Annotated in this window: 18 protein-coding genes and 1 pseudogene; 4 read left to right on the top strand and 15 right to left on the bottom strand. The window is 37.6% G+C overall.

Annotated features, from left to right (window positions below):
* Nucleotides 1-4: 4 nt before the first annotated feature.
* Nucleotides 5-628 (bottom strand): poly-gamma-glutamate hydrolase family protein, encoded by a 624-nt coding sequence (locus tag NSQ72_RS05970; RefSeq protein ID WP_341083584.1) that lies wholly within the window; start codon nt 626-628, stop codon nt 5-7.
* A 242-nt stretch (nt 629-870) separates the two neighbouring features.
* On the opposite strand from NSQ72_RS05970, the gene NSQ72_RS05965 reads away from it, so the two are divergent.
* Nucleotides 871-1242, top strand: a complete 372-nt coding sequence (locus NSQ72_RS05965; protein ID WP_039177928.1) for a DUF5412 domain-containing protein — start codon at nt 871-873, stop codon at nt 1240-1242.
* Nucleotides 1243-1278: 36 nt separating this feature from the next.
* Here NSQ72_RS05965 and NSQ72_RS05960 read toward each other — a convergent pair whose 3' ends face one another.
* Entirely contained in the window at nt 1279-2103 is an 825-nt protein-coding gene (locus NSQ72_RS05960; RefSeq protein WP_212042925.1) for a methyl-accepting chemotaxis protein, read from the bottom strand.
* Between the two features lie 216 nt (nt 2104-2319).
* Here NSQ72_RS05960 and NSQ72_RS05955 point away from each other — a divergent pair, with 216 nt between their 5' ends.
* Nucleotides 2320-3792: an FAD-dependent oxidoreductase gene (locus tag NSQ72_RS05955; protein WP_341083581.1), complete on the top strand. Its 1473-nt coding sequence runs from the start codon at nt 2320-2322 to the stop codon at nt 3790-3792.
* A gap of 33 nt (nt 3793-3825) precedes the next feature.
* Here NSQ72_RS05955 and hag (NSQ72_RS05950) read toward each other — a convergent pair whose 3' ends face one another.
* From hag (NSQ72_RS05950) to NSQ72_RS05930, 5 genes are all read right to left on the bottom strand, one after another.
* Entirely contained in the window at nt 3826-4647 is an 822-nt protein-coding gene (gene hag, locus NSQ72_RS05950) for a flagellin Hag (RefSeq protein WP_041105914.1), read from the bottom strand.
* A 288-nt stretch (nt 4648-4935) separates the two neighbouring features.
* Entirely contained in the window at nt 4936-5775 is an 840-nt protein-coding gene (gene hag / locus NSQ72_RS05945; RefSeq protein WP_341083579.1) for a flagellin Hag, read from the bottom strand.
* A 230-nt stretch (nt 5776-6005) separates the two neighbouring features.
* The gene (locus NSQ72_RS05940; RefSeq protein WP_341083578.1) at nt 6006-7529 is read right to left on the bottom strand and encodes a Kelch repeat-containing protein; all 1524 of its coding nucleotides are present in this window, start codon (nt 7527-7529) and stop codon (nt 6006-6008) included.
* Nucleotides 7530-7646: 117 nt separating this feature from the next.
* Nucleotides 7647-8828, bottom strand: a complete 1182-nt coding sequence (alr, locus tag NSQ72_RS05935; protein WP_341083576.1) for an alanine racemase — start codon at nt 8826-8828, stop codon at nt 7647-7649.
* Nucleotides 8829-9009: 181 nt separating this feature from the next.
* On the bottom strand, nt 9010-9621 hold the full coding sequence (locus NSQ72_RS05930) for a GlsB/YeaQ/YmgE family stress response membrane protein (protein WP_341083574.1): 612 nt from the start codon (nt 9619-9621) through the stop codon (nt 9010-9012).
* Between the two features lie 143 nt (nt 9622-9764).
* Between NSQ72_RS05930 and NSQ72_RS05925 the strand changes: the two genes are divergently transcribed.
* Entirely contained in the window at nt 9765-10121 is a 357-nt protein-coding gene (locus NSQ72_RS05925) for a YunG family protein (protein ID WP_151284247.1), read from the top strand.
* Nucleotides 10122-10590: 469 nt separating this feature from the next.
* On the opposite strand, the gene NSQ72_RS05915 is transcribed toward NSQ72_RS05925, so the two are convergent.
* The 8 genes and pseudogenes from NSQ72_RS05915 to NSQ72_RS05880 all read right to left on the bottom strand — a co-directional run bounded on the left by NSQ72_RS05915 (nt 10591) and on the right by NSQ72_RS05880 (nt 16236).
* Nucleotides 10591-11229, bottom strand: a complete 639-nt coding sequence (locus NSQ72_RS05915) for an ABC transporter ATP-binding protein (RefSeq protein WP_341083570.1) — start codon at nt 11227-11229, stop codon at nt 10591-10593.
* A gap of 13 nt (nt 11230-11242) precedes the next feature.
* Nucleotides 11243-11935: a hypothetical protein gene (locus tag NSQ72_RS05910; RefSeq protein WP_341083569.1), complete on the bottom strand. Its 693-nt coding sequence runs from the start codon at nt 11933-11935 to the stop codon at nt 11243-11245.
* 712 nt (nt 11936-12647) lie between these two features.
* Entirely contained in the window at nt 12648-13517 is an 870-nt protein-coding gene (locus tag NSQ72_RS05905; protein ID WP_341083568.1) for an NADH dehydrogenase FAD-containing subunit, read from the bottom strand.
* Nucleotides 13518-13577: 60 nt separating this feature from the next.
* On the bottom strand, nt 13578-13964 hold the full coding sequence (locus NSQ72_RS05900; protein ID WP_341083567.1) for a hypothetical protein: 387 nt from the start codon (nt 13962-13964) through the stop codon (nt 13578-13580).
* A gap of 113 nt (nt 13965-14077) precedes the next feature.
* Nucleotides 14078-14243, bottom strand: a pseudogene (locus NSQ72_RS05895) (response regulator aspartate phosphatase); the annotation flags it as partial.
* Between the two features lie 237 nt (nt 14244-14480).
* Nucleotides 14481-15002 carry a ClbS/DfsB family four-helix bundle protein gene (locus NSQ72_RS05890; RefSeq protein ID WP_341083565.1) on the bottom strand — a complete coding sequence of 174 codons (522 nt, stop codon included), beginning with the start codon at nt 15000-15002 and terminating at the stop codon, nt 14481-14483.
* Nucleotides 15003-15209: 207 nt separating this feature from the next.
* Complete coding sequence (locus NSQ72_RS05885; RefSeq protein ID WP_341083564.1) at nt 15210-15635, bottom strand: GNAT family N-acetyltransferase; 426 nt, start codon at nt 15633-15635, stop codon at nt 15210-15212.
* 31 nt (nt 15636-15666) lie between these two features.
* On the bottom strand, nt 15667-16236 hold the full coding sequence (locus NSQ72_RS05880) for a TetR/AcrR family transcriptional regulator (protein WP_341083561.1): 570 nt from the start codon (nt 16234-16236) through the stop codon (nt 15667-15669).
* 164 nt (nt 16237-16400) lie between these two features.
* Between NSQ72_RS05880 and lpdA the strand changes: the two genes are divergently transcribed.
* On the top strand, nt 16401-17795 hold the full coding sequence (gene lpdA / locus NSQ72_RS05875; RefSeq protein WP_341083559.1) for a dihydrolipoyl dehydrogenase: 1395 nt from the start codon (nt 16401-16403) through the stop codon (nt 17793-17795).
* Nucleotides 17796-17855: the final 60 nt, after the last annotated feature.

Below are 17855 nucleotides of genomic sequence, written 5' to 3'. Positions count from 1 at the left end.
GCGTTTATTCATACAGGTGTAATACTTGCTTGAGTACATTTGTGTACCGATAAAATTGCTCATTTTGCGTTTCACGGCGATAGCGCCGTCTGAAGTCTTGAAAGAATGCTCTTCTTTGCGCCTGACTGATTTCAAGTTGTACACTTTTTCCCGTCAGACATTGATTATTAATATTGTGAGGATGTGTTCCAGAATAACGATCAGATTCAGATAGCAGCACTGCTTGGAAGCCATTAAGCGTTAAACGTTTCACTGTTTCTGCCGCTCTTTCTCTGTCTGTCCCGCCCACTAATGTTTGAAGCCTCTCCGTTTCCCCGTAGCCATGGAGCGCAAACGTGTAATGATGGGTATGCACTAGAGAAAGGCAGACCGGCTCATCGAAACGTGTGCTTGTAATGTGAAGCACATGATTGCCTTTCACCTTAAGGCCTTCAAATAAATACATAGAATAATTACTTGCGATTTCATGAATGAGCTCACTCACGCCAGATTCAATTCCTCCGGCATGAGGGGATAAAACCAAAAGCTGGTCACCTTTCCGCTTGTGAAGAATTTGATAATCGATTCCTTCTCTTTCATGAGCGGAAAGCTCTTCATAACTTTGATATGTATCAATGATTTGCGTCATTCCATCTTCCCCATTTCTCTATATGAGCATAAGTCTACTGATCTTAAATTCTTTTGTAAAGGGATTTCGAATGACCTATCGACATGAAACATCCTTAAATTTTCCTTATCTTTACGGCTATCTGTTGAATTTTGAGAAAAAATGACCGATAATTGAAATGAATAGAACTTTTGGACTATATGAATCTTTTTGCATTCTCTCTCATAAATTAGAAATATTGTGATCTACATCTGGAGGAATTCATGTTAAAAAAGAAAACCACCATCACCCTTGTCATCTTATTCCTTAGCTTCGCTGGCATCATTTACTGGAAATGCTTTTCTCTTCAAGGCGTATCTCACGGAACCTTTATCCGCTCGATGACATCACCTGACGGAACATATATCATCAACACCTATCGACATAGCGGAGGGAAACTAAAGGAGAACGCAGTTAGAGCAGAAATTGAAAACAAACTCACCCACCGAAAAAAAACGATTTACTGGAAATACCCTGATAAAGACCCCCTCATCAAATGGAAAAATGGACAACTTGTTCAAATCGGGCATGAATTTTTAAATGTGGTAAAGGGTGAAACATACGATTATCGCTTTGATCGGAACAAAAGAAAATAGCGTATTAAAAAAACGAATCCCTCTTGGATTCGTTTTTTACGTTGACATCACATGCTGCATAAATTCTTTCATTTCTTTACTTACAATCGTCAATCGTTCCACGATTTCGCTAAACTCTGTCACAAGTAAAGCTTGCTCTGCTGATGAACCTTTCATATGACCCATACTCTCAAGTAATGTATGTATATTCGAGGAAATTCCTTGCAAAGAGCTTTCGATATTTTCTGTTGCACGTGAAGTTTCACTTGAAAGCTTTTGAACCTCACTGGCTACAACACTAAAGCCAGCCCCTTCTTTTCCTGCCCGGGCTGCTTCAATTGACGCATTCAATCCTAGCAAACTCGTTTGTTTCGAAATCCCTTTAATCATTTTTGTAATATCGGATGTTTTTTTCGAGCTTTCAAGTGTTTGCTGCGTTTGTAAGGTCATTTCCTCACTTGTCGCAGAAAGCTCTTCTGAATGCGCCGCCACCACATGCACCTTTTCTTGAATACTATGAATGATGTCATTTAATGACTCCATATATGCTTCAAGCTCTAATTGATTTTTAAGCGGAAAACCTAAAGCGAGTGCACCAATAACCTGTTGATTTTCATCAAAAATTGGCAAACCCATTGCATTTAACGGTATTCCATAGACCGATTCAGGTACAAACGTACTTGATGTTTCACCTCTGAGCGCTTTTTTCATATTTAAATCATCTGGTTTAATAAGTTCTCCAGCACGAATTTGAAAATCTACATCTTTCGATGGCAAATACAGCAAGAATTTCTCTCGATCAATGACACCCATCGTCACTTCGTTTTTTAAAATCTGCATCATATAAGGTGCTGCTGTCACAATACTCTGTAGTATATCCAATTTCTCTACCCCCTTATATAGTTTATCGGTCGTTCTTCTTAAATTAATAGTTACTTTTTAAAAATAATGATGATAATTGAAGAAATTCTTCATATTTACGAGCAATAAGTAGTGCATTTACTTTATATATTCAAACGTAAATTTGATATAATTAATGAATCGACATATGATGAAATGGTCATGTAGCCATTTTATATATTATTGGAGGCGCATGTTGTGACACAACCCATGAAATATGAGCGGGCAATCGTCATTGGCGGAGGCATCACCGGAATGCTCGCTGCAAAAGTTTTATCAACGTTTTATGATCAAGTCTTAATTATTGAAAAGGATGAACTGCCAGACTCTCCTGAGAATCGTCTCGGCACTCCTCAAGCCTTTCATCCACATAGAATGCTGCCACTTGGCAAGCAAATCGTTGAACGTCTATTCCCTGGTTATACAAAAGAATTACTGGCAATGGGCGGATTTAATACAAGGGATCAAACCTCTCGATTTATCACAAAAGATGGCGAATTAACGCTCACTGATACAGAAGAAACCGCCGTCACAAGACGCGCGATGCTAGAGTGGGTGCTGATGCAAAGAATGGTAAAAGAGGACCGTGTGCAGTTTTTAGAAAAACATGAAGCCATCTCGCTTCAGTTTAAAGAAGGAACAAATCAAGTCATCGGGCTCATCGTGAAGGACCGGCAAGTAAAGCCTGGAAGCATTCACGAAATGAAAGCAGACTTAGTAATTGATACGTCTGGAAGAATGTCTAAATTGCCAAAATGGCTGAAGGACGCTGGACTCACCTTACCACAGACTGATGAGTTACGTGTGTTTCTAGGCTACAGTACAAGATACTACCAAATACCACCAGGTGCGCCATACATGCAATCAATGGTCGTAGTTGGACAGCCTCATAAACAAATCCCAACAGGTCTGTTTGAACGGGTAGATCATGATTTAGTGGCTGTTCTTCTTTCTGCAGCTGGCGGTTCACATTATCCAACAACGGATGATGCTCAATTCGATTCAGAAACCACTGCACTGACCCATCCCGCAATAGCAGAAGCCATCACCCATTTAACGCCCTATACAAAACCAAAAGGATTTAGAGTCCCTTCTTGCGTAAGACATCACTATGAACACATGCAGGATTGGCCAAGTGGATTATTGGTGATGGGCGATGCCTTGTGTACGTTAGATCCCATTCATGGGCAGGGCATGACCAAGGCCGCTCTTGAAGCACAAACACTTGACCGTATGCTCAAACAAGCACAAAAAAATGAGCGGCTATCTTTTGAAAAGGACACATTACAACAAATGCAGCAAGCGAGTGAACTTGGATGGTGGCTTTGTGCCATTGCTGATATGGCGTGGGACGGCGTCGAGTTAAAAGGAGAAACAACCATTCCCCACTTGACATTCGTACAGGAATTTTTAAATCGCTACGTACAATACGCCATTGTCACAAAACAGCCTGAATGTCTTGAGGCGTATCACCGGATGCATTCTTTCTTAACAGAACCGAGAGACATCATCAACTTAGAACAGCTGCACGACATGATTCAAGCTGACCCCTCTGGAGAAACAGCCGAATGGTGGAAGCAATGGGATCAAAAGAACGATGAAGGCAACCGAGCTTTTTTCCATGAAGCGGTTCCTGACTTTCGTCTAGAGCACTTGCTGTCATTTAATTGAACTAAAAAAAGCCCCTTTAAAGGGGCTTTTTCATTAACGTAATAATTGAAGTACGTTTTGTGGCTGTTGGTTTGCTTGTGCTAACATTGCTTGAGATGCTTGAGAAAGAATGTTGTTCTTTGTGAACTCACTCATTTCTTTCGCCATGTCAACGTCACGGATACGAGACTCAGCAGCTGTTAAGTTTTCAGCAGAAGCACCAAGGTTGTTGATTGTGTGCTCTAGACGGTTTTGGACTGCACCAAGCGCAGAACGCTGTTTAGATACGGCGCCGATTGCTTCATCAATTTTCGCTACTTCGACGTCAAAGTCAAAACCATCTTCATTTACTGAAATATCTTTGACAGTCAATGTTTCAGCGTCCATTTTGCCGATCTTTACGTTGATATTTTGCGTAATGTTCGCTCCAATTTGGAATTGGAATCCTTCCTCAACGCTACCATCCAACAGATTCTTTCCGTTAAATGCTGTACGTTGAGAAATACCATCAATTTCATCAACCAAAGCAGTGAGTTCTTCTTGAATAGCTGTTAAATCTTCTGTTTGTTGAGTCCCAACGTTACCCGCTTGAACTGTCAATTCACGCATACGTTGAAGAATCGCATGAGTTTCAGTTAATGCACCTTCAGCAGTTTGAATAAGAGAAATACCATCTTGTGCGTTTTTAGATGCCATTTCTAATCCGCGGATTTGTCCACGCATTTTTTCAGAGATAGCAAGACCTGCTGCGTCATCTCCTGCACGGTTGATACGAAGTCCAGAAGAAAGCTTTTCCATGTTCTTTTGCCCTGCACCATTGTTGGCGGACAAACGGTTCAGTGTGTTAAGTGCTGCGATATTGTGGTTAATTCTCATGTTAAATGACCTCCGTGTGTTTGAACCAATTGGACGTCCTTATCCAAAAGTTCTAAATTAGAATTTTTTTGTAAGCCTTACAATCCATTTATCGAACTTAACTGGAATATGTTTAACAAAAAAGGGATAAATAAGGATAAAGTCTCATTCAATATGATCGTTTCGCTAGAGTATGCCAAATTTAAAGGTCATTTTTCATGATTTATCATAGGGATTTAAGAATCATAAGAGTGGAGGAAATTCGAAGAAAAAACAACATAAAAAAAAGCCCCATAAAGGGGCCTTTCATTAACGTAGTAATTGAAGTACGTTTTGTGGCTGTTGGTTCGCTTGTGCAAGCATTGCTTGAGACGCTTGAGAAAGAATGTTGTTCTTCGTGAACTCACTCATTTCTTTCGCCATGTCAACGTCACGGATACGAGACTCAGCAGCTGTTAGGTTTTCACCAGAAGCACCAAGGTTGTTGATTGTGTGCTCTAGACGGTTTTGGACTGCACCAAGTTTACCACGCTCTGAAGATACTTTATTGATTGCAGCATCTACTTTGTCTAACAAAGCATCTGTGTTAGCAGCTGTAGCAGTTGTTACATCATAATCTGCTTTTAACATATCAAGACCAGCAGCAGCAGTACTCATATTACCAATATCAACTTTTAATTGTTGAGTTTTGTTAGCACCAATTTGGAAAGTAAATCCATCTGTTGCTGTACCATCAAGTAATTTTTTACCGTTGAATGCTGTACGATTAGAGATACCATCTACTTCATCTAAAAGGTTGTCGATCTCATCTTGGATCGCTTTAAGATCTGTAGTTGCATCTTGTGTACCAGTGTTACCCGCTTGAACAGTTAGTTCACGAACACGTTGAAGGATTGAGTGAGTTTCAGTCAATGCACCTTCAGCTGTTTGGATAAGAGAGATACCGTCTTGTGCGTTTTTAGATGCCATTTCTAATCCGCGGATTTGTCCACGCATTTTTTCAGAAATCGCAAGACCAGCTGCGTCATCCCCTGCACGGTTAATTTTAAGACCAGAAGAAAGTTTCTCCATGTTCTTTTGACTTGAAGCATTGTTTGCAGACAAACGGTTTAATGTGTTAAGTGCTGCGATATTGTGGTTAATTCTCATTTCCTATTACCTCCATGTATGTGGGACCTGACAGACGTCCTTGTCTGAAAAAAGTCCTTTATTCTAGGGCTTATCAACCCTGACAATTCTATTATCGGACGTGATTATAGGATGTTTAGCAGATTTTTAAAAAAATATCGCATTTTTATCATGACGTTAATCCTAACTTTGAGAATTCTATAAAAATAAAGCTGCTGATCTCTTATCAGCAGCTTTACAATTTATGAATATCAGTATTGCTTGATATCAAACATTAATATATTTTGGTACACCACGTAATCCTTCTTACTTGTGAAAGGTCCTTTATTGTGTTCATCATTGATTTCATAGAAGTTCATGCCAATTCCAAAACTTCTTTCTTTGTACCAGTTAAGAAAATCGTTGATTTCTTTCATTGAAAGCAAATAATCCTTTTGCAGCCCGTTTATCATGGTAATTGAAAGTATACCTTTTGTTGATTCTTCACCAGGTTTTGTCCCGTCTTGATCTTTCGGTTCTTCGGTTGTGCCATCACCAGGTTTTGTTCCGTCTTGATCTTTTGGTTCTTCTGTTGTGCCGTCACCAGGCTTCGTTCCGTCCTGATCTTTCGGTTCTTCAGTTGTGCTGTCCCCTGGCTTTGTCCCGTCCTGATCTTTCGGTTCTTCGGTTGTGCCGTCACCTGGCTTTGTTCCGTCTTGATCTTTCGGTTCTTCGCTTGTTCCATCATCTGGCTTTGTTTCATCCTGATCCTTTGACACTTTTTGCAGATCTTTTAATGAAATAGAGATTACAGATTTAAAATTATTTTTGACAGAATGACTACCAATTGTTTCAGCATAATCTCTTCCACCAATCACATATAATTGATCATCAGCAATAGCTGCTACAGATCCAACTCTACCTTCAGGAATTTCATATAAGGAATCTTTGACTTGACTAGTTTGTGGATCAAATATTTGAACTTGTTTTAGTAATTTGCTAGATCTATCTCCAATTTGCTGACCGCCAATCATAAAAAATTTATGATTGTATGTCGCATAAGCAGCTTCATAAGCAAAAGAATTTAATTGAATATCCTTTAAGCGTTGCCACTTACCTAACGTCATATCATATTCTAAAATGTCTTTATCTTTCGCTCGGCTAACATTAGCCTCACCACCAGCAATATATAACTTTCCATTTATCTCTGAAATACTTCTTCCCTGACGAGAAGCTAATTGAGAATTATCTAAACTTTCCCACTCTCCACTTACCGTATTATAGGAATTTACTTGAGAGCTTGATAAAGATGCTACTATATAAATTTTTTCTCCAACCGTAATTGCTCTTAAGGAACCATTTATATAGGATTTATATATAAATTTCTCAGGAATCTTAATCGGTTCTTCTGTCCATTGATCTAGTTCCGTATCATAAACATCAATGGTTTTGTGAACTGTTTTAGTTGTATCAGTAAGGCCGCCAATGACATAGATTTTTTTTCCTACTGTCGCGTAAGCAGCGCCCGTTCTTTCTCTAGGCATACTTGCTTTTTCTGTCCACAAATCAGTATTAGGATCATACATATATGTTGAATCATTGAATTTAGACTGTTGACTTGCTCCACCGAATACATATATTTTCCCATCAACTACTCCTACACTTGCTCCGATACGCTCTTCCGGTAAGTCTGCTCGCTTCGTCCACCCATTTGTCTCAGCTGCATGAGCTTTTAACGGATGAATTGTGACCATCATAAAAATAGTCAAAAGCACTAAACATAAACTTTTTTTCATCGTTTCTTTCCTCCATATCTTAAATATCCCTCCTTTTATCGACATATTTGTAATAAAATTTAATTTTTATCATTGTACGCCAGAACAAATATCCTCAAATTGCACTGTTATTTACCCTCACACATACATCACCGGCGTCGATATTTTAATAATCTTCCCGCCCCGACGATAAAACCTAGGAACGCGGCGGCTTAAGGTGGCAACAACCTCGTAGTTGATCGTATTGAGCATTTCGGCGATTTCATCGACAGAAATTTCTCCGCCTTTTTGACGGCCGTAAATAACGACTTCCTCGCCTTGTTTTGCTTTTATATCTCCTAAACTGATCATCGTCATATCCATGGTGACGCGGCCAGCAATCGGCATTCGTTTTCCGCGGAAAAGCATAAATCCTCTATTGGATAAAGCACGTGAATACCCATCTGCATAACCAATCGGTATGGTCGCAATGACTTCATCAGGCTTTGCTACATAGGTTGCCCCATAACTGACGGTTCTTGGCTTCGTCACCATTTCTTTCACGAACGCAATCCTTGCTTTTAAACTGAGAGCGGGCTCTAGCTTAACAGCGTCTAAACTCTCAATGTATTGCGAGGGGTACAATCCATATAGCCCGATGCCTAGCCGAATCATATCTGCACTAAATTCAGGAAATGCGATGGCAGCTGCTGTATTGTTCATATGTACCGTAGGCAATGTAATGCCTTGTTTTTTTAAGAAACGAAGAAAATCAATAAAAATGCTGTGCTGAAGCAGTGTGAAATCAGGGTCAGGCTCATCCGCAGTGGAGAAATGCGTAAATATTCCATCCCATCTCAGGTTTTCGCTTTTTTCAAGCGCCTCCACTACTGCTAACAGCTCTTCCTTTGTCCGTACACCTAATCGTCCCATCCCCGTATCGACATTGACATGAATCCCAAGCCGGGGCAGACTTTCTTCTTCCGCTAAGATCTCATTTGCTTGAACAATCCAGTCTTCACGAAGGCCGGAGAGGTCAATTCTCCAGGTTGCAGCCCTTTTCACACAGTCGAGCGGGGTAAATCCAAGGACGAGAATCGGTGCTTCAATTTTTGCTCTCCGCAATACAATGCCTTCTTCCAAGCTGGCAACTGCAAGCTCTGTCGCACCGCTTTCTAATGCCTGCCGCGCAACCTCCACGAAACCGTGCCCATATGCATTCGCCTTCACGACAGCCATGATCTTACTTTTCTTTGGAATATGCGCTTGAATGGCTTCGATATTTCTTTTAATCGCGTCAAGATTGACCTCGATCCAGACTTCCCTGCAAAGCTTTTGCATGTATGTTTCCTCCTCATCACATGAGTCATTTCGATATCAATGTTCGTTTCTTATCTAGTCTATCTTTATTCATTTTTGAGAAAAACATTCAACCGCAATGACTGGACCAGCTTTGACTTGATTGACATAAAAAAAGAAACCACCTCAAACTGTGATTTCTTCTTTATGAACAGTCATTTCATTAATCCGCAGATTTCATCATTGAATCAATTTCATGATAAATCTCCTCCAGATTTTCTCGTTCAGTCAAATATTCGGCGGTGCTCTTACGAACAGGCACATCAAATTTTAGAAAGGTGAGCGTGATCGTTGATGATTCCTGATCATTCATAGTTAATCTCAATTCAAGTGTCGAGATCTCTTCATTATTATCACTCTCAACAGATTGTTCAACCGGCACACCATCTTCTAACATGTCAACTTGTTTCAACTCTTTCAAGGAAAGCTCAGTAACCTCAAACCTGAATTTTCGAGATGAGCCGTCAGGTTGATGGGTAATAAACCGCATGACCTTTCGCACATCATCAATCGCAAAGCCTTTATCCACATTTTGCGAAAAGATGTATGTTGAAGCCTGAAATCCGTCTTCTTGAAAAAGCATCATCATTTTATCTAATAATATGTTTGGATCATTCTTTTCTTTTTGTCTTTGCAGCCTTCCCGCTATCCATAAAATAACCATCGCGCCAATGATGCTAAAAACTGTTCCCAATCCATTACCTATATCTACGAAAACAGTAAAGCCTAAAATAGCAACAATTAAAGCGATTACAATGCCTATGATGAATATCACTCTATGCTCCTCCTGTCATAAACCTTCATTGTTATATTGGTTTAGCCATAGTATAGCATCTGGATTTTGATCGAAAAAAAATCTACTATAGACTAAACAGATACTACATTCATTTCACTTTTAAAATAGAAAGGATTTTTATGATGAACCTCTACACGACAGACAGAATCATTGATGCTCTTTATAAAGCCTGGTCCTCTCAATCTAGTTCAAAATGGAGTAAAGACAACCCAGCCAATGGACAATGTGGCGTTACTTCTTTAGTCGTCCATGATCTTTTAGGCGGGAAAATAAACAAGACCGCGTTACCCAACGGATGGCACTTTTATAACGTAGTGAATGGAACAAGAATCGACTTTACTTCTTCACAATTCTCTGAGGAAATCGTTTATATGGATGTACCTTCAAATCGAGAAGAAGCATTTCAAGATACGAATGAGGATCAGTATCGATATTTAAAGGAACGAGTCGTAGAATATTTACACATATCATATTCATGAAAACAGACCATAAGAGGTCTGTTTTCATTGAAGTTTGATAAAGTGTTTAAAAGATAGGTAGTAAGAACTCACACACGCCTTCTTCTTCTCTATATCTCTCCATAATAGGTGCCTGACGCGTGTTCAATTGATTGTGTTGGATCATTTGAGGCAATTGTCTCCAAAACAAACTCACTTTTTCGGTTGTATGTGTCACTGTAAACACAGCATACTTTCCTCACTTAGATGAATTAGAATATCTATGCAAAAAGAAAGACAGGTATACGTTTGACAATATTTATTGGATTAAAAAGAGTTTCAAAAGATGATGCTCAACTTTAGCTGACATGAATCTAGAAAACTAAGATCACCAGCATTCTATTAAGCATAGTGGAACTGAACTATTTTATAAAATAAAGGAAAACCCTACTTTTACTTGAAGTAAAAGTAGGGTTTGTCTAGAATCTGAGAGAATATTTATAAAAAGACATTAATCAGTAGGTTGTATTTTTCCAGCATTCATTTTAAAAACAACATGACATAATTCCTCTATATCTTTTTTATGGTGAGAAGTTAATAAAACAGTTGCACCTCTTTCATTTTCTGCTTTAATCAAATGATATACATTTTCCACTGAATCTTCGTCCAGTCCATTCATCGGTTCATCTAATAAGATAATATCTGGTTTTTCCATAATAGCTTGAGCAATTGCTAATTTTTGTTTCATACCTAAAGAATATGTTTTAACACTTCTTTTATCATCAGGATTCAGTCCGACACTTTCAATAACCTGTCTAATTTGTTGATCATCTATTCTCTTTTGAATATCTGCAAGAAACTTGAGATTATCAAAACCACTGTATTGTTCTAAAAAAGCGGGTTTCTCTAAAAGCACGCTAATACTTTTAGGAAACGAAATTTGTTTATGCAAAATTTGATCAGATACTATAACCTCACCAGCACTTGGTTTCACCAAACCAGCTATCACTCGAAAAAGCATCGTTTTTCCAGATCCATTATGCCCAACAAAGCCAATGATTTTTCCTTTTTCTAATGACAAATTTATATCTTCCAATACAGTTTGCTTTCTAATTATTTTCGTAACTGCATTCAATTCAATTATAGACATGATAAAGCTCCTTTTATAAATAATCGTTTTTAAAAGAATGATATACAACATATATCATGAGACATGCAATGATTGTAAGTTCAAAAAGAATAAAAAGCGGTTGTCCTTGGACATGCTCATACATACCATAGTATAGGGGAACATATTTATTTTCTATTTTAATACCAGCAAAAAACATACCCAGCACACAAATGTTAGCCACTTCAACAGTTAAGTGATTTTTCAAAATTAACCATATTGTTCCATGCAATAATAGATTGATAGTGATATAGATAAAAATAAAAATCCAGCCCAAATCAAATTGAATGCTTACATGAAGAAAACTAAATAAAATTATAGCAACACTGAGTGCAGTTATCACATAATAAAAGGTAAATAATATACCAATAATAAATCTAGCTATCCACAGAATCCTCCACTGACGCAACCTTAAAATCATTTGCATTTCAAACATATATATAGGATTTTTCCAAAGCATTTGAAGAAAAACAATATATCCTACAGAAAATGACAGCCAATACATCCAACTAATAAAAGTTCCATTTGAAGAACTAAAAAGCAAAGTGAAGAAATCTTTAGAGCTTTCCAAACCTTTAATATTATTGATGAAAATCATTGTATTTATAGCATGTAACACTAGTACAATGACTAAACTTTTAAGTATGGTATTTTTCAGTCTGAAATATTCAAGCTTTAGTATTCTCATTTAATTGAGGCCCCCAAAGTCTGATGAATTAGACATCCATCTTGTTAATAAGAAAAATATAAAGATGAGGACTAAAAGCTCTAAGACAGATTGAAAAGGAATTTGTTTATAACCATACACAAGATAAAATGAGACAAAGCCAGTTAGTGTTCTATCTATTATCATTAAAAAAATACAAAAAAGAGTAACTAGTGACTTATTATTAAATAGCTCTTGAAAAAAAACATACACCAATCCCATTAATTGGGTAATAAGAAAAAATATGATGAAGAAGAAAACCCCACTAAAGATATTATCGCTTTCTACTGAAGGAATATAATTTAACAAAGCTGTGTAGCTTATCCCTTTGATGTGTAGATAACTAGCCAACTTAGTAACAATAATTGCCCATGTACTGATTAACAGAGTATATAAAAACGAATAAACGATAACTGTTGTAACCTTAAAAGAAATAATTTCTTTCCTAGAAGAAAACCTCCTTAAAATTATCCAAGCGTTCAATTGATATGATTTAGACATTGCCAGTAAGAATAGAAAAATCGGTCCAAATATAAAATCATATCTGAAAAAAGTAAGTATTTCTATAAAATTAGAAAATCCCCCAATGCTGTATGAGGATATTGGAGTTACAGATATACTTAATATGAACAGAAGCAAACTCATAAAAATTAATAACTTCATAAAATCTTTTTTTAAATCTATAAGAACATACTTAAATTGTGTCCGAATTTTTTTTCACTCCTAATATATAAATGATCACTATTGTCAACATTCCAATAATAAAATTAATATAAAAAGAAGAATAAGATAGATTGTTTACTGGTTGTCTTGGATCTAAGAAATTAAATGGATCAATAGATACTTTCCCTATTAAACTACAAAGAAGCCAAAATCCTAGATAGAGCATTAAAGGAGAAAGAATAACAAGATATCTATTTTTTAAAAATAAAGAAATTGCTAAACCAAAACAAGCATACATTCCTGCATATAATGAACCTATTAAGTAATATATAAAAATATACAGATAAGGAGATTTAGCTAGTATATCAGAGAACATTTCTTTCTTTTGACCGTCAAATACATTATCAGCAAAAGAAGCCGTACCGTTAATCATTTTCTTATACACATCCGTATATGCTGCAAAATCCCATTGTCCGCTAATTAAATTAGATATTAAAATTCCGATTAGTAAGGGGAGTGCAAATAAAATAACACCAGAAAAATATGTAAATATAAATTTCCTGCTATAATAGCTTAATCTACTTTCTTTTACTAAGATATATTCTACATTCCCTGAACTCTTTTCTCTAAAGATGGAATCGACAATTGGTATGCCAATAAGTAAAGGAAATATAAAATAAAAAAATGAAGAAAAGAAAGAATCTGATAAGCCCATCCAATATTGATGGGCTGATACCATTGCAATAGCGTCTGGAAATTCACTATATAATCGACTATAAAGTGCGTAATCCGTATGATATTGTATGGAGCCCATAATTGCATTAGCTACAGTGATCAAAATTGATATCAATAATACAATATATAACAATTTGTTTTTTATAAGTTTTCTTATCTCACGCATAAGTTTTCTCCCTCTTAATTATGAAAAACAATACGACTATAGTCGTATTGTTTTTTTAGATTAATATTTATAATCTGGATTCCACTTTCCTGAAACTTCCACACCATGTATCGTCCAATTAGACGTTTGTGCTCCCGCTTTAATAGTCTTTTTTTCTGCACTGGAATCAACAGTAAAATTGCGTCTATCATTTTTTTTAAGATTATATGCTTTTGCTGAAACTTGTGTATTACCTTTCCAATGACCTACATTTACCTTATAATCACTTGCAATTACAGAGAAGTTAATGCTAGCTTTTTTACTGGTGCTTTTTACACCTTTCGCTACATCTCCCCAGTTTTGAAGTTTAGGTAAAACTCTTGAAAAATTATAGTTCTTTGCTTGTGCTATTCCACCGATACCAACTATTAAGCTAAGTGCTAAGACTCCTGCAAGAATTTTTTTCATTTTTTGTCTTCATCTCCTATTATCTCAAATTATGGTACAAATAGATTATAAGTGGTAAATTATTCTTAGTCAACATCTTTTTCTTAATTAAGGCTATTTTTGTATTATACTTAAAACTCCATGAGTGAGAAATACAATAATAAATCTTGATTTTCTTCCATACGATCAAGCATTGATTTCCTCTTTATATGCTTCGGCGTCCGGTACGTTAAATCTTTGAATATGATAATACCATTCATTGATTTTCAAACCGACGTGAGAAGAAAGCAATTTCTCCATCAGCCCTTACTACTTCCTCTATTTTCCCTATAATGACATATATTATCATTTTATGAACCTTTCGACACCGAAAAGAAACCGCAAAAGAAAAAAAAGCTTCTTGAAAGAAGCCATGTGAGTGATCATAATTTTGAGAAGGAGGAATAACTGAGCTCGAATCAGTGCCCTCTGTACTCTCTGAAATATGATGATAACTTCAGGTCTACCGAAATATATGTATCTAGTATATCCTTCACGTCATACTTGTTTTAATCGTTTCCATTTACGAATTTGAGTACGGAAATTTTTAAAAGGGGCAACGGTATTCACATGAATAAATTTATAAACGGGCCAAACAGCCTTTGCTGTAGCGTCATCCGCCCATTTTCGTTGATGAGGTTCAAACACATCTTCCTCACTCATACGATCTAACATATTACAAATAGTTAACACATTCTCTTTGAGCTGAGCTCTTAATGCGGCTAGTGATTGACAAGCATACTTCTCATTAAAAAGAGAATATAATACGCCAAGCTGATTCCATTTATAACCTTCTGCTGGCGTATGGACAACCTTTCCTTCAGATTCGGCTTGCTCCCATTGAAGTAGCAGGGTTGTCCAACCAACTTGATAGGCCAAATTTTCTGCAGGAGTTCGGCTTACATCCTCTATTTGATCATCTTTCATTTCTTCTGGAATTATATCGAATTCTTCATCGTATTGATTATACGATTTCATGATAGCTTGCTTTAAAACGGCTTTAGACTTATAACTTATCATATGATTCACCTCAAGTTCTTTTTGTGCAAATTTTTCTCGGAACATATCTTGAAAAGTACAAAAAAGGAAGTGGAGCTCATGATATTGAATGATTCTATTGCTTTGTGTTTTACAGTCTCTATGAAAATCAAACACTTAGAAAAAGCAATAGCTCAATAAATTAAAGCCATAAAAGCGGATACGAAAAATGAAGACACTCTTTACGGTTTACGTTCCATCATAAACAAGCACCCAGTATCTCTCCCCAGGTTCTCCTTCTTCTACAACAGCCTTCCAGCCTCTTTTTTGATAAAAAGATAAAGCTTTGTGATTTTCGGAGACACATTTGAGGGTGACCGGTGTTCCCAAAACGTTGATCGCTTGTTTGAGCAGCAGATCTCCAGCCCCTTGGCCCGCAGCTTCTGGATGTACAAACAAGAGATGAATAAATCGATCGGGTACATATAGAGAAATGAATCCGAGGATTTTATTGTTCTCCTCAGCTAAGAAAATTTTCTCTTCCTGCGTATCTTGATCAAAATCTTGCAGATTGAGTTCTTCTGGATTGAGCCAGTGAAAGCTTTGGCGCCGGGATTCTAAATAGATTTGTCTTAATTCTGGATAATCTTCTATGCTTGCTTCTCTAATCAACATCGCAACATCCCCTATGTTTTTTATTTGAATGTTAATTCGCCTCTAGAACGCGTTTTGCCTGTATTAAGCCTACCAGTAACAATTGATCACTGAACTGCGAATCATTGACAGCACGTGCAAGAGCAATTGTACCAATCATGCTGCTAACTAGTGCGTAACTCGTAAAGAGATCTATGTTTCCAGCATCAGCTATAAACTCCATAAATCGTTTCAATTCATCGGTATAAGCATTCCGTACCTCTTGCGATAATTGAGCAATTTCTCCTGCCAGCGCAGGCAGTATACAGCCGACCTCCGTCTGATCACGGTGAACCGAACTTAAATAGAATTCAATGATCGTCTGAATTCGAGGCTGGTCTGCTTTCTTGTCTGCAACACTTTGCAGCAGCTTGATCGTATCAGTGATAGCAAAATGAAAAGTCTCTATCACCAACTGATCCTTGTTCTTAAAGTGAGCATAAAACCCTCCATGAGTTAGGCCTGCTCCTTTCATAATGAATGGCAAACTGATATTACGAACGCCATTTGTTCGAAATGCTCGTGCAGCACTTGCAATGATCTGCTCTCTCACTTTTGACTTATGACCTTTTGGATAAGGCATCCCTCTACCTAACCTCCTTCTTATCAAAATATTATATTCATCATATTATCTTGTGTCAATTGACTGAAATCCATCTTTCCACACTCAGATGGGATTGACTTCATTAAAATATGATGACTATAATATATTATGATCATCATATTTTGAAGTTGGAGGTGCAAGAAATGATTCATTTAGACACAGTAGATACATTAGTAATTGGATCAGGTCCGGGAGGCTATGTGGCGGCATTACGTTCAGCTCATCTCGGCATGAAGACAGCGATTGTAGAGCGTGATCAGTTAGGTGGAGTATGCACCCATGTAGGCTGTATCCCTTCTAAGGCGCTAATAGCAGAAGCAGAGCGGTTCAAGCTCCGCACACAATGGGGTGGTTTTCAAGAAGGCGGTTCTTTCAAGGAAGCTCAAGCGTTCAAAAAAGCGGTTGTGGACAAACAAGCGGGAGGCGTACAATTTTTATTAAAGTCAGCGGGAGTTACCATACTGGAAGGCGATGCAAGCTTGATCGATCAGCATACAGCGGTCATTCAACATGCAGAAAAAGGTGAAAAGCAAATCAACTTCAAACACCTTATACTAGCAACCGGCTCCCGTCCAATTGAAATTAAATCACTCCCTTTCGGCGGTCGTATATTGTCTTCCACTGAAGCACTATCCCTTCCCGGGATCCCTAAAAGCCTTGTCGTAGTTGGGGGTGGTTATATTGGGGTTGAATTAGGACAGATGTTTGCTAGGTTTGGAACAAATGTCACCATCTTGGAAGGCGGCAATCAAGTATTGCCTGGCTTTGAAAGTGAGCTTGTCTCGCCTGTCGTTCGTCAATTGAAAGAAGATAAAATCACGCTGATTACAGGAGCAAACGTCACAGATGCCGAGCAGCGTATGAGCGGAATTGATCTTCATTATGAGAAACAGAAAGAAAGCTACACGGTGAAAGCGGAATATGCATTGGTTACTGTCGGAAGAAAACCGAATACAGATGGAACTTTAGGACTTGATTCTATCGGGTTGTCGATCCCTTCTCACGGACGAATTGAAATTGATGAACAATGCAGAACATCCATCCCGCACATATATGCGATTGGTGATATCACAGAGGGGCCTGCTTTGGCTCATAAAGCTTCTTATGAAGCAAAAGTTGCAGCAGAAGCAATCGCTGGTAAACCTTCGATGATAGACTATAAAGCGATCCCACTTGTTGTTTTTTCCAGCCCAGAATTGACGAGTGTTGGACTAAGCGAAACGGATTGCAAGCAAAAATCCATTCCGACTGTCATTGGGAAAGCAATGTTCTCCATAAATGGTCGAGCGCTGGCATTAAAAGAACCAGAGGGTTTTGTGAAGATTGTAGCCCATGCTGAATCTGGTCTTATTCTAGGGGCACAAATCGTAGGGGCTGAAGCATCTACTCTTATATCAGAACTAGCTCTCTCTATTGAAATTGGCGCTACAGCAGAAGATTTAGCAATGACGATTCATCCTCACCCAACATTAGGTGAAATGATCATGGAAGCTGCAGAAATGGCCACCCGTAAAGTTGAAAAATATCTTGCACGATAAATGATTCAGGTGCAGCTTCTAAAAAATAATCGCCATAGCCTATTTATTTAGGAATAGGCT

Origin of the sequence: Bacillus sp. FSL R5-0659 (assembly GCF_038008785.1) — a bacterium.
Taxonomy (GTDB): domain Bacteria; phylum Bacillota; class Bacilli; order Bacillales; family Bacillaceae; genus Bacillus; species Bacillus safensis.
Note: the sequence above shows the minus strand (reverse complement) of the source record. Positions and strands in the feature narration are given on the sequence as shown.

What these genes read in the sequence shown, in the direction of transcription:
- lpdA (WP_341083559.1), top strand. Translation starts at nt 16,401, where the DNA reads ATGATTCATTTAGACACAGTAGATACATTAGTAATTGGATCAGGTCCG.
- NSQ72_RS05905 (WP_341083568.1), bottom strand. Translation starts at nt 13,517, where the DNA reads ATGCGTGAGATAAGAAAACTTATAAAAAACAAATTGTTATATATTGTA.
- NSQ72_RS05900 (WP_341083567.1), bottom strand. Translation starts at nt 13,964, where the DNA reads ATGAAAAAAATTCTTGCAGGAGTCTTAGCACTTAGCTTAATAGTTGGT.
- NSQ72_RS05965 (WP_039177928.1), top strand. Translation starts at nt 871, where the DNA reads ATGTTAAAAAAGAAAACCACCATCACCCTTGTCATCTTATTCCTTAGC.
- NSQ72_RS05910 (WP_341083569.1), bottom strand. Translation starts at nt 11,935, where the DNA reads ATGAGAATACTAAAGCTTGAATATTTCAGACTGAAAAATACCATACTT.
- NSQ72_RS05915 (WP_341083570.1), bottom strand. Translation starts at nt 11,229, where the DNA reads ATGTCTATAATTGAATTGAATGCAGTTACGAAAATAATTAGAAAGCAA.
- NSQ72_RS05940 (WP_341083578.1), bottom strand. Translation starts at nt 7,529, where the DNA reads ATGAAAAAAAGTTTATGTTTAGTGCTTTTGACTATTTTTATGATGGTC.
- hag (WP_341083579.1), bottom strand. Translation starts at nt 5,775, where the DNA reads ATGAGAATTAACCACAATATCGCAGCACTTAACACATTAAACCGTTTG.
- NSQ72_RS05880 (WP_341083561.1), bottom strand. Translation starts at nt 16,236, where the DNA reads ATGCCTTATCCAAAAGGTCATAAGTCAAAAGTGAGAGAGCAGATCATT.
- hag (WP_041105914.1), bottom strand. Translation starts at nt 4,647, where the DNA reads ATGAGAATTAACCACAATATCGCAGCACTTAACACACTGAACCGTTTG.
- NSQ72_RS05970 (WP_341083584.1), bottom strand. Translation starts at nt 628, where the DNA reads ATGACGCAAATCATTGATACATATCAAAGTTATGAAGAGCTTTCCGCT.
- NSQ72_RS05925 (WP_151284247.1), top strand. Translation starts at nt 9,765, where the DNA reads ATGAACCTCTACACGACAGACAGAATCATTGATGCTCTTTATAAAGCC.
- NSQ72_RS05885 (WP_341083564.1), bottom strand. Translation starts at nt 15,635, where the DNA reads ATGTTGATTAGAGAAGCAAGCATAGAAGATTATCCAGAATTAAGACAA.
- alr (WP_341083576.1), bottom strand. Translation starts at nt 8,828, where the DNA reads ATGCAAAAGCTTTGCAGGGAAGTCTGGATCGAGGTCAATCTTGACGCG.
- NSQ72_RS05890 (WP_341083565.1), bottom strand. Translation starts at nt 15,002, where the DNA reads ATGATAAGTTATAAGTCTAAAGCCGTTTTAAAGCAAGCTATCATGAAA.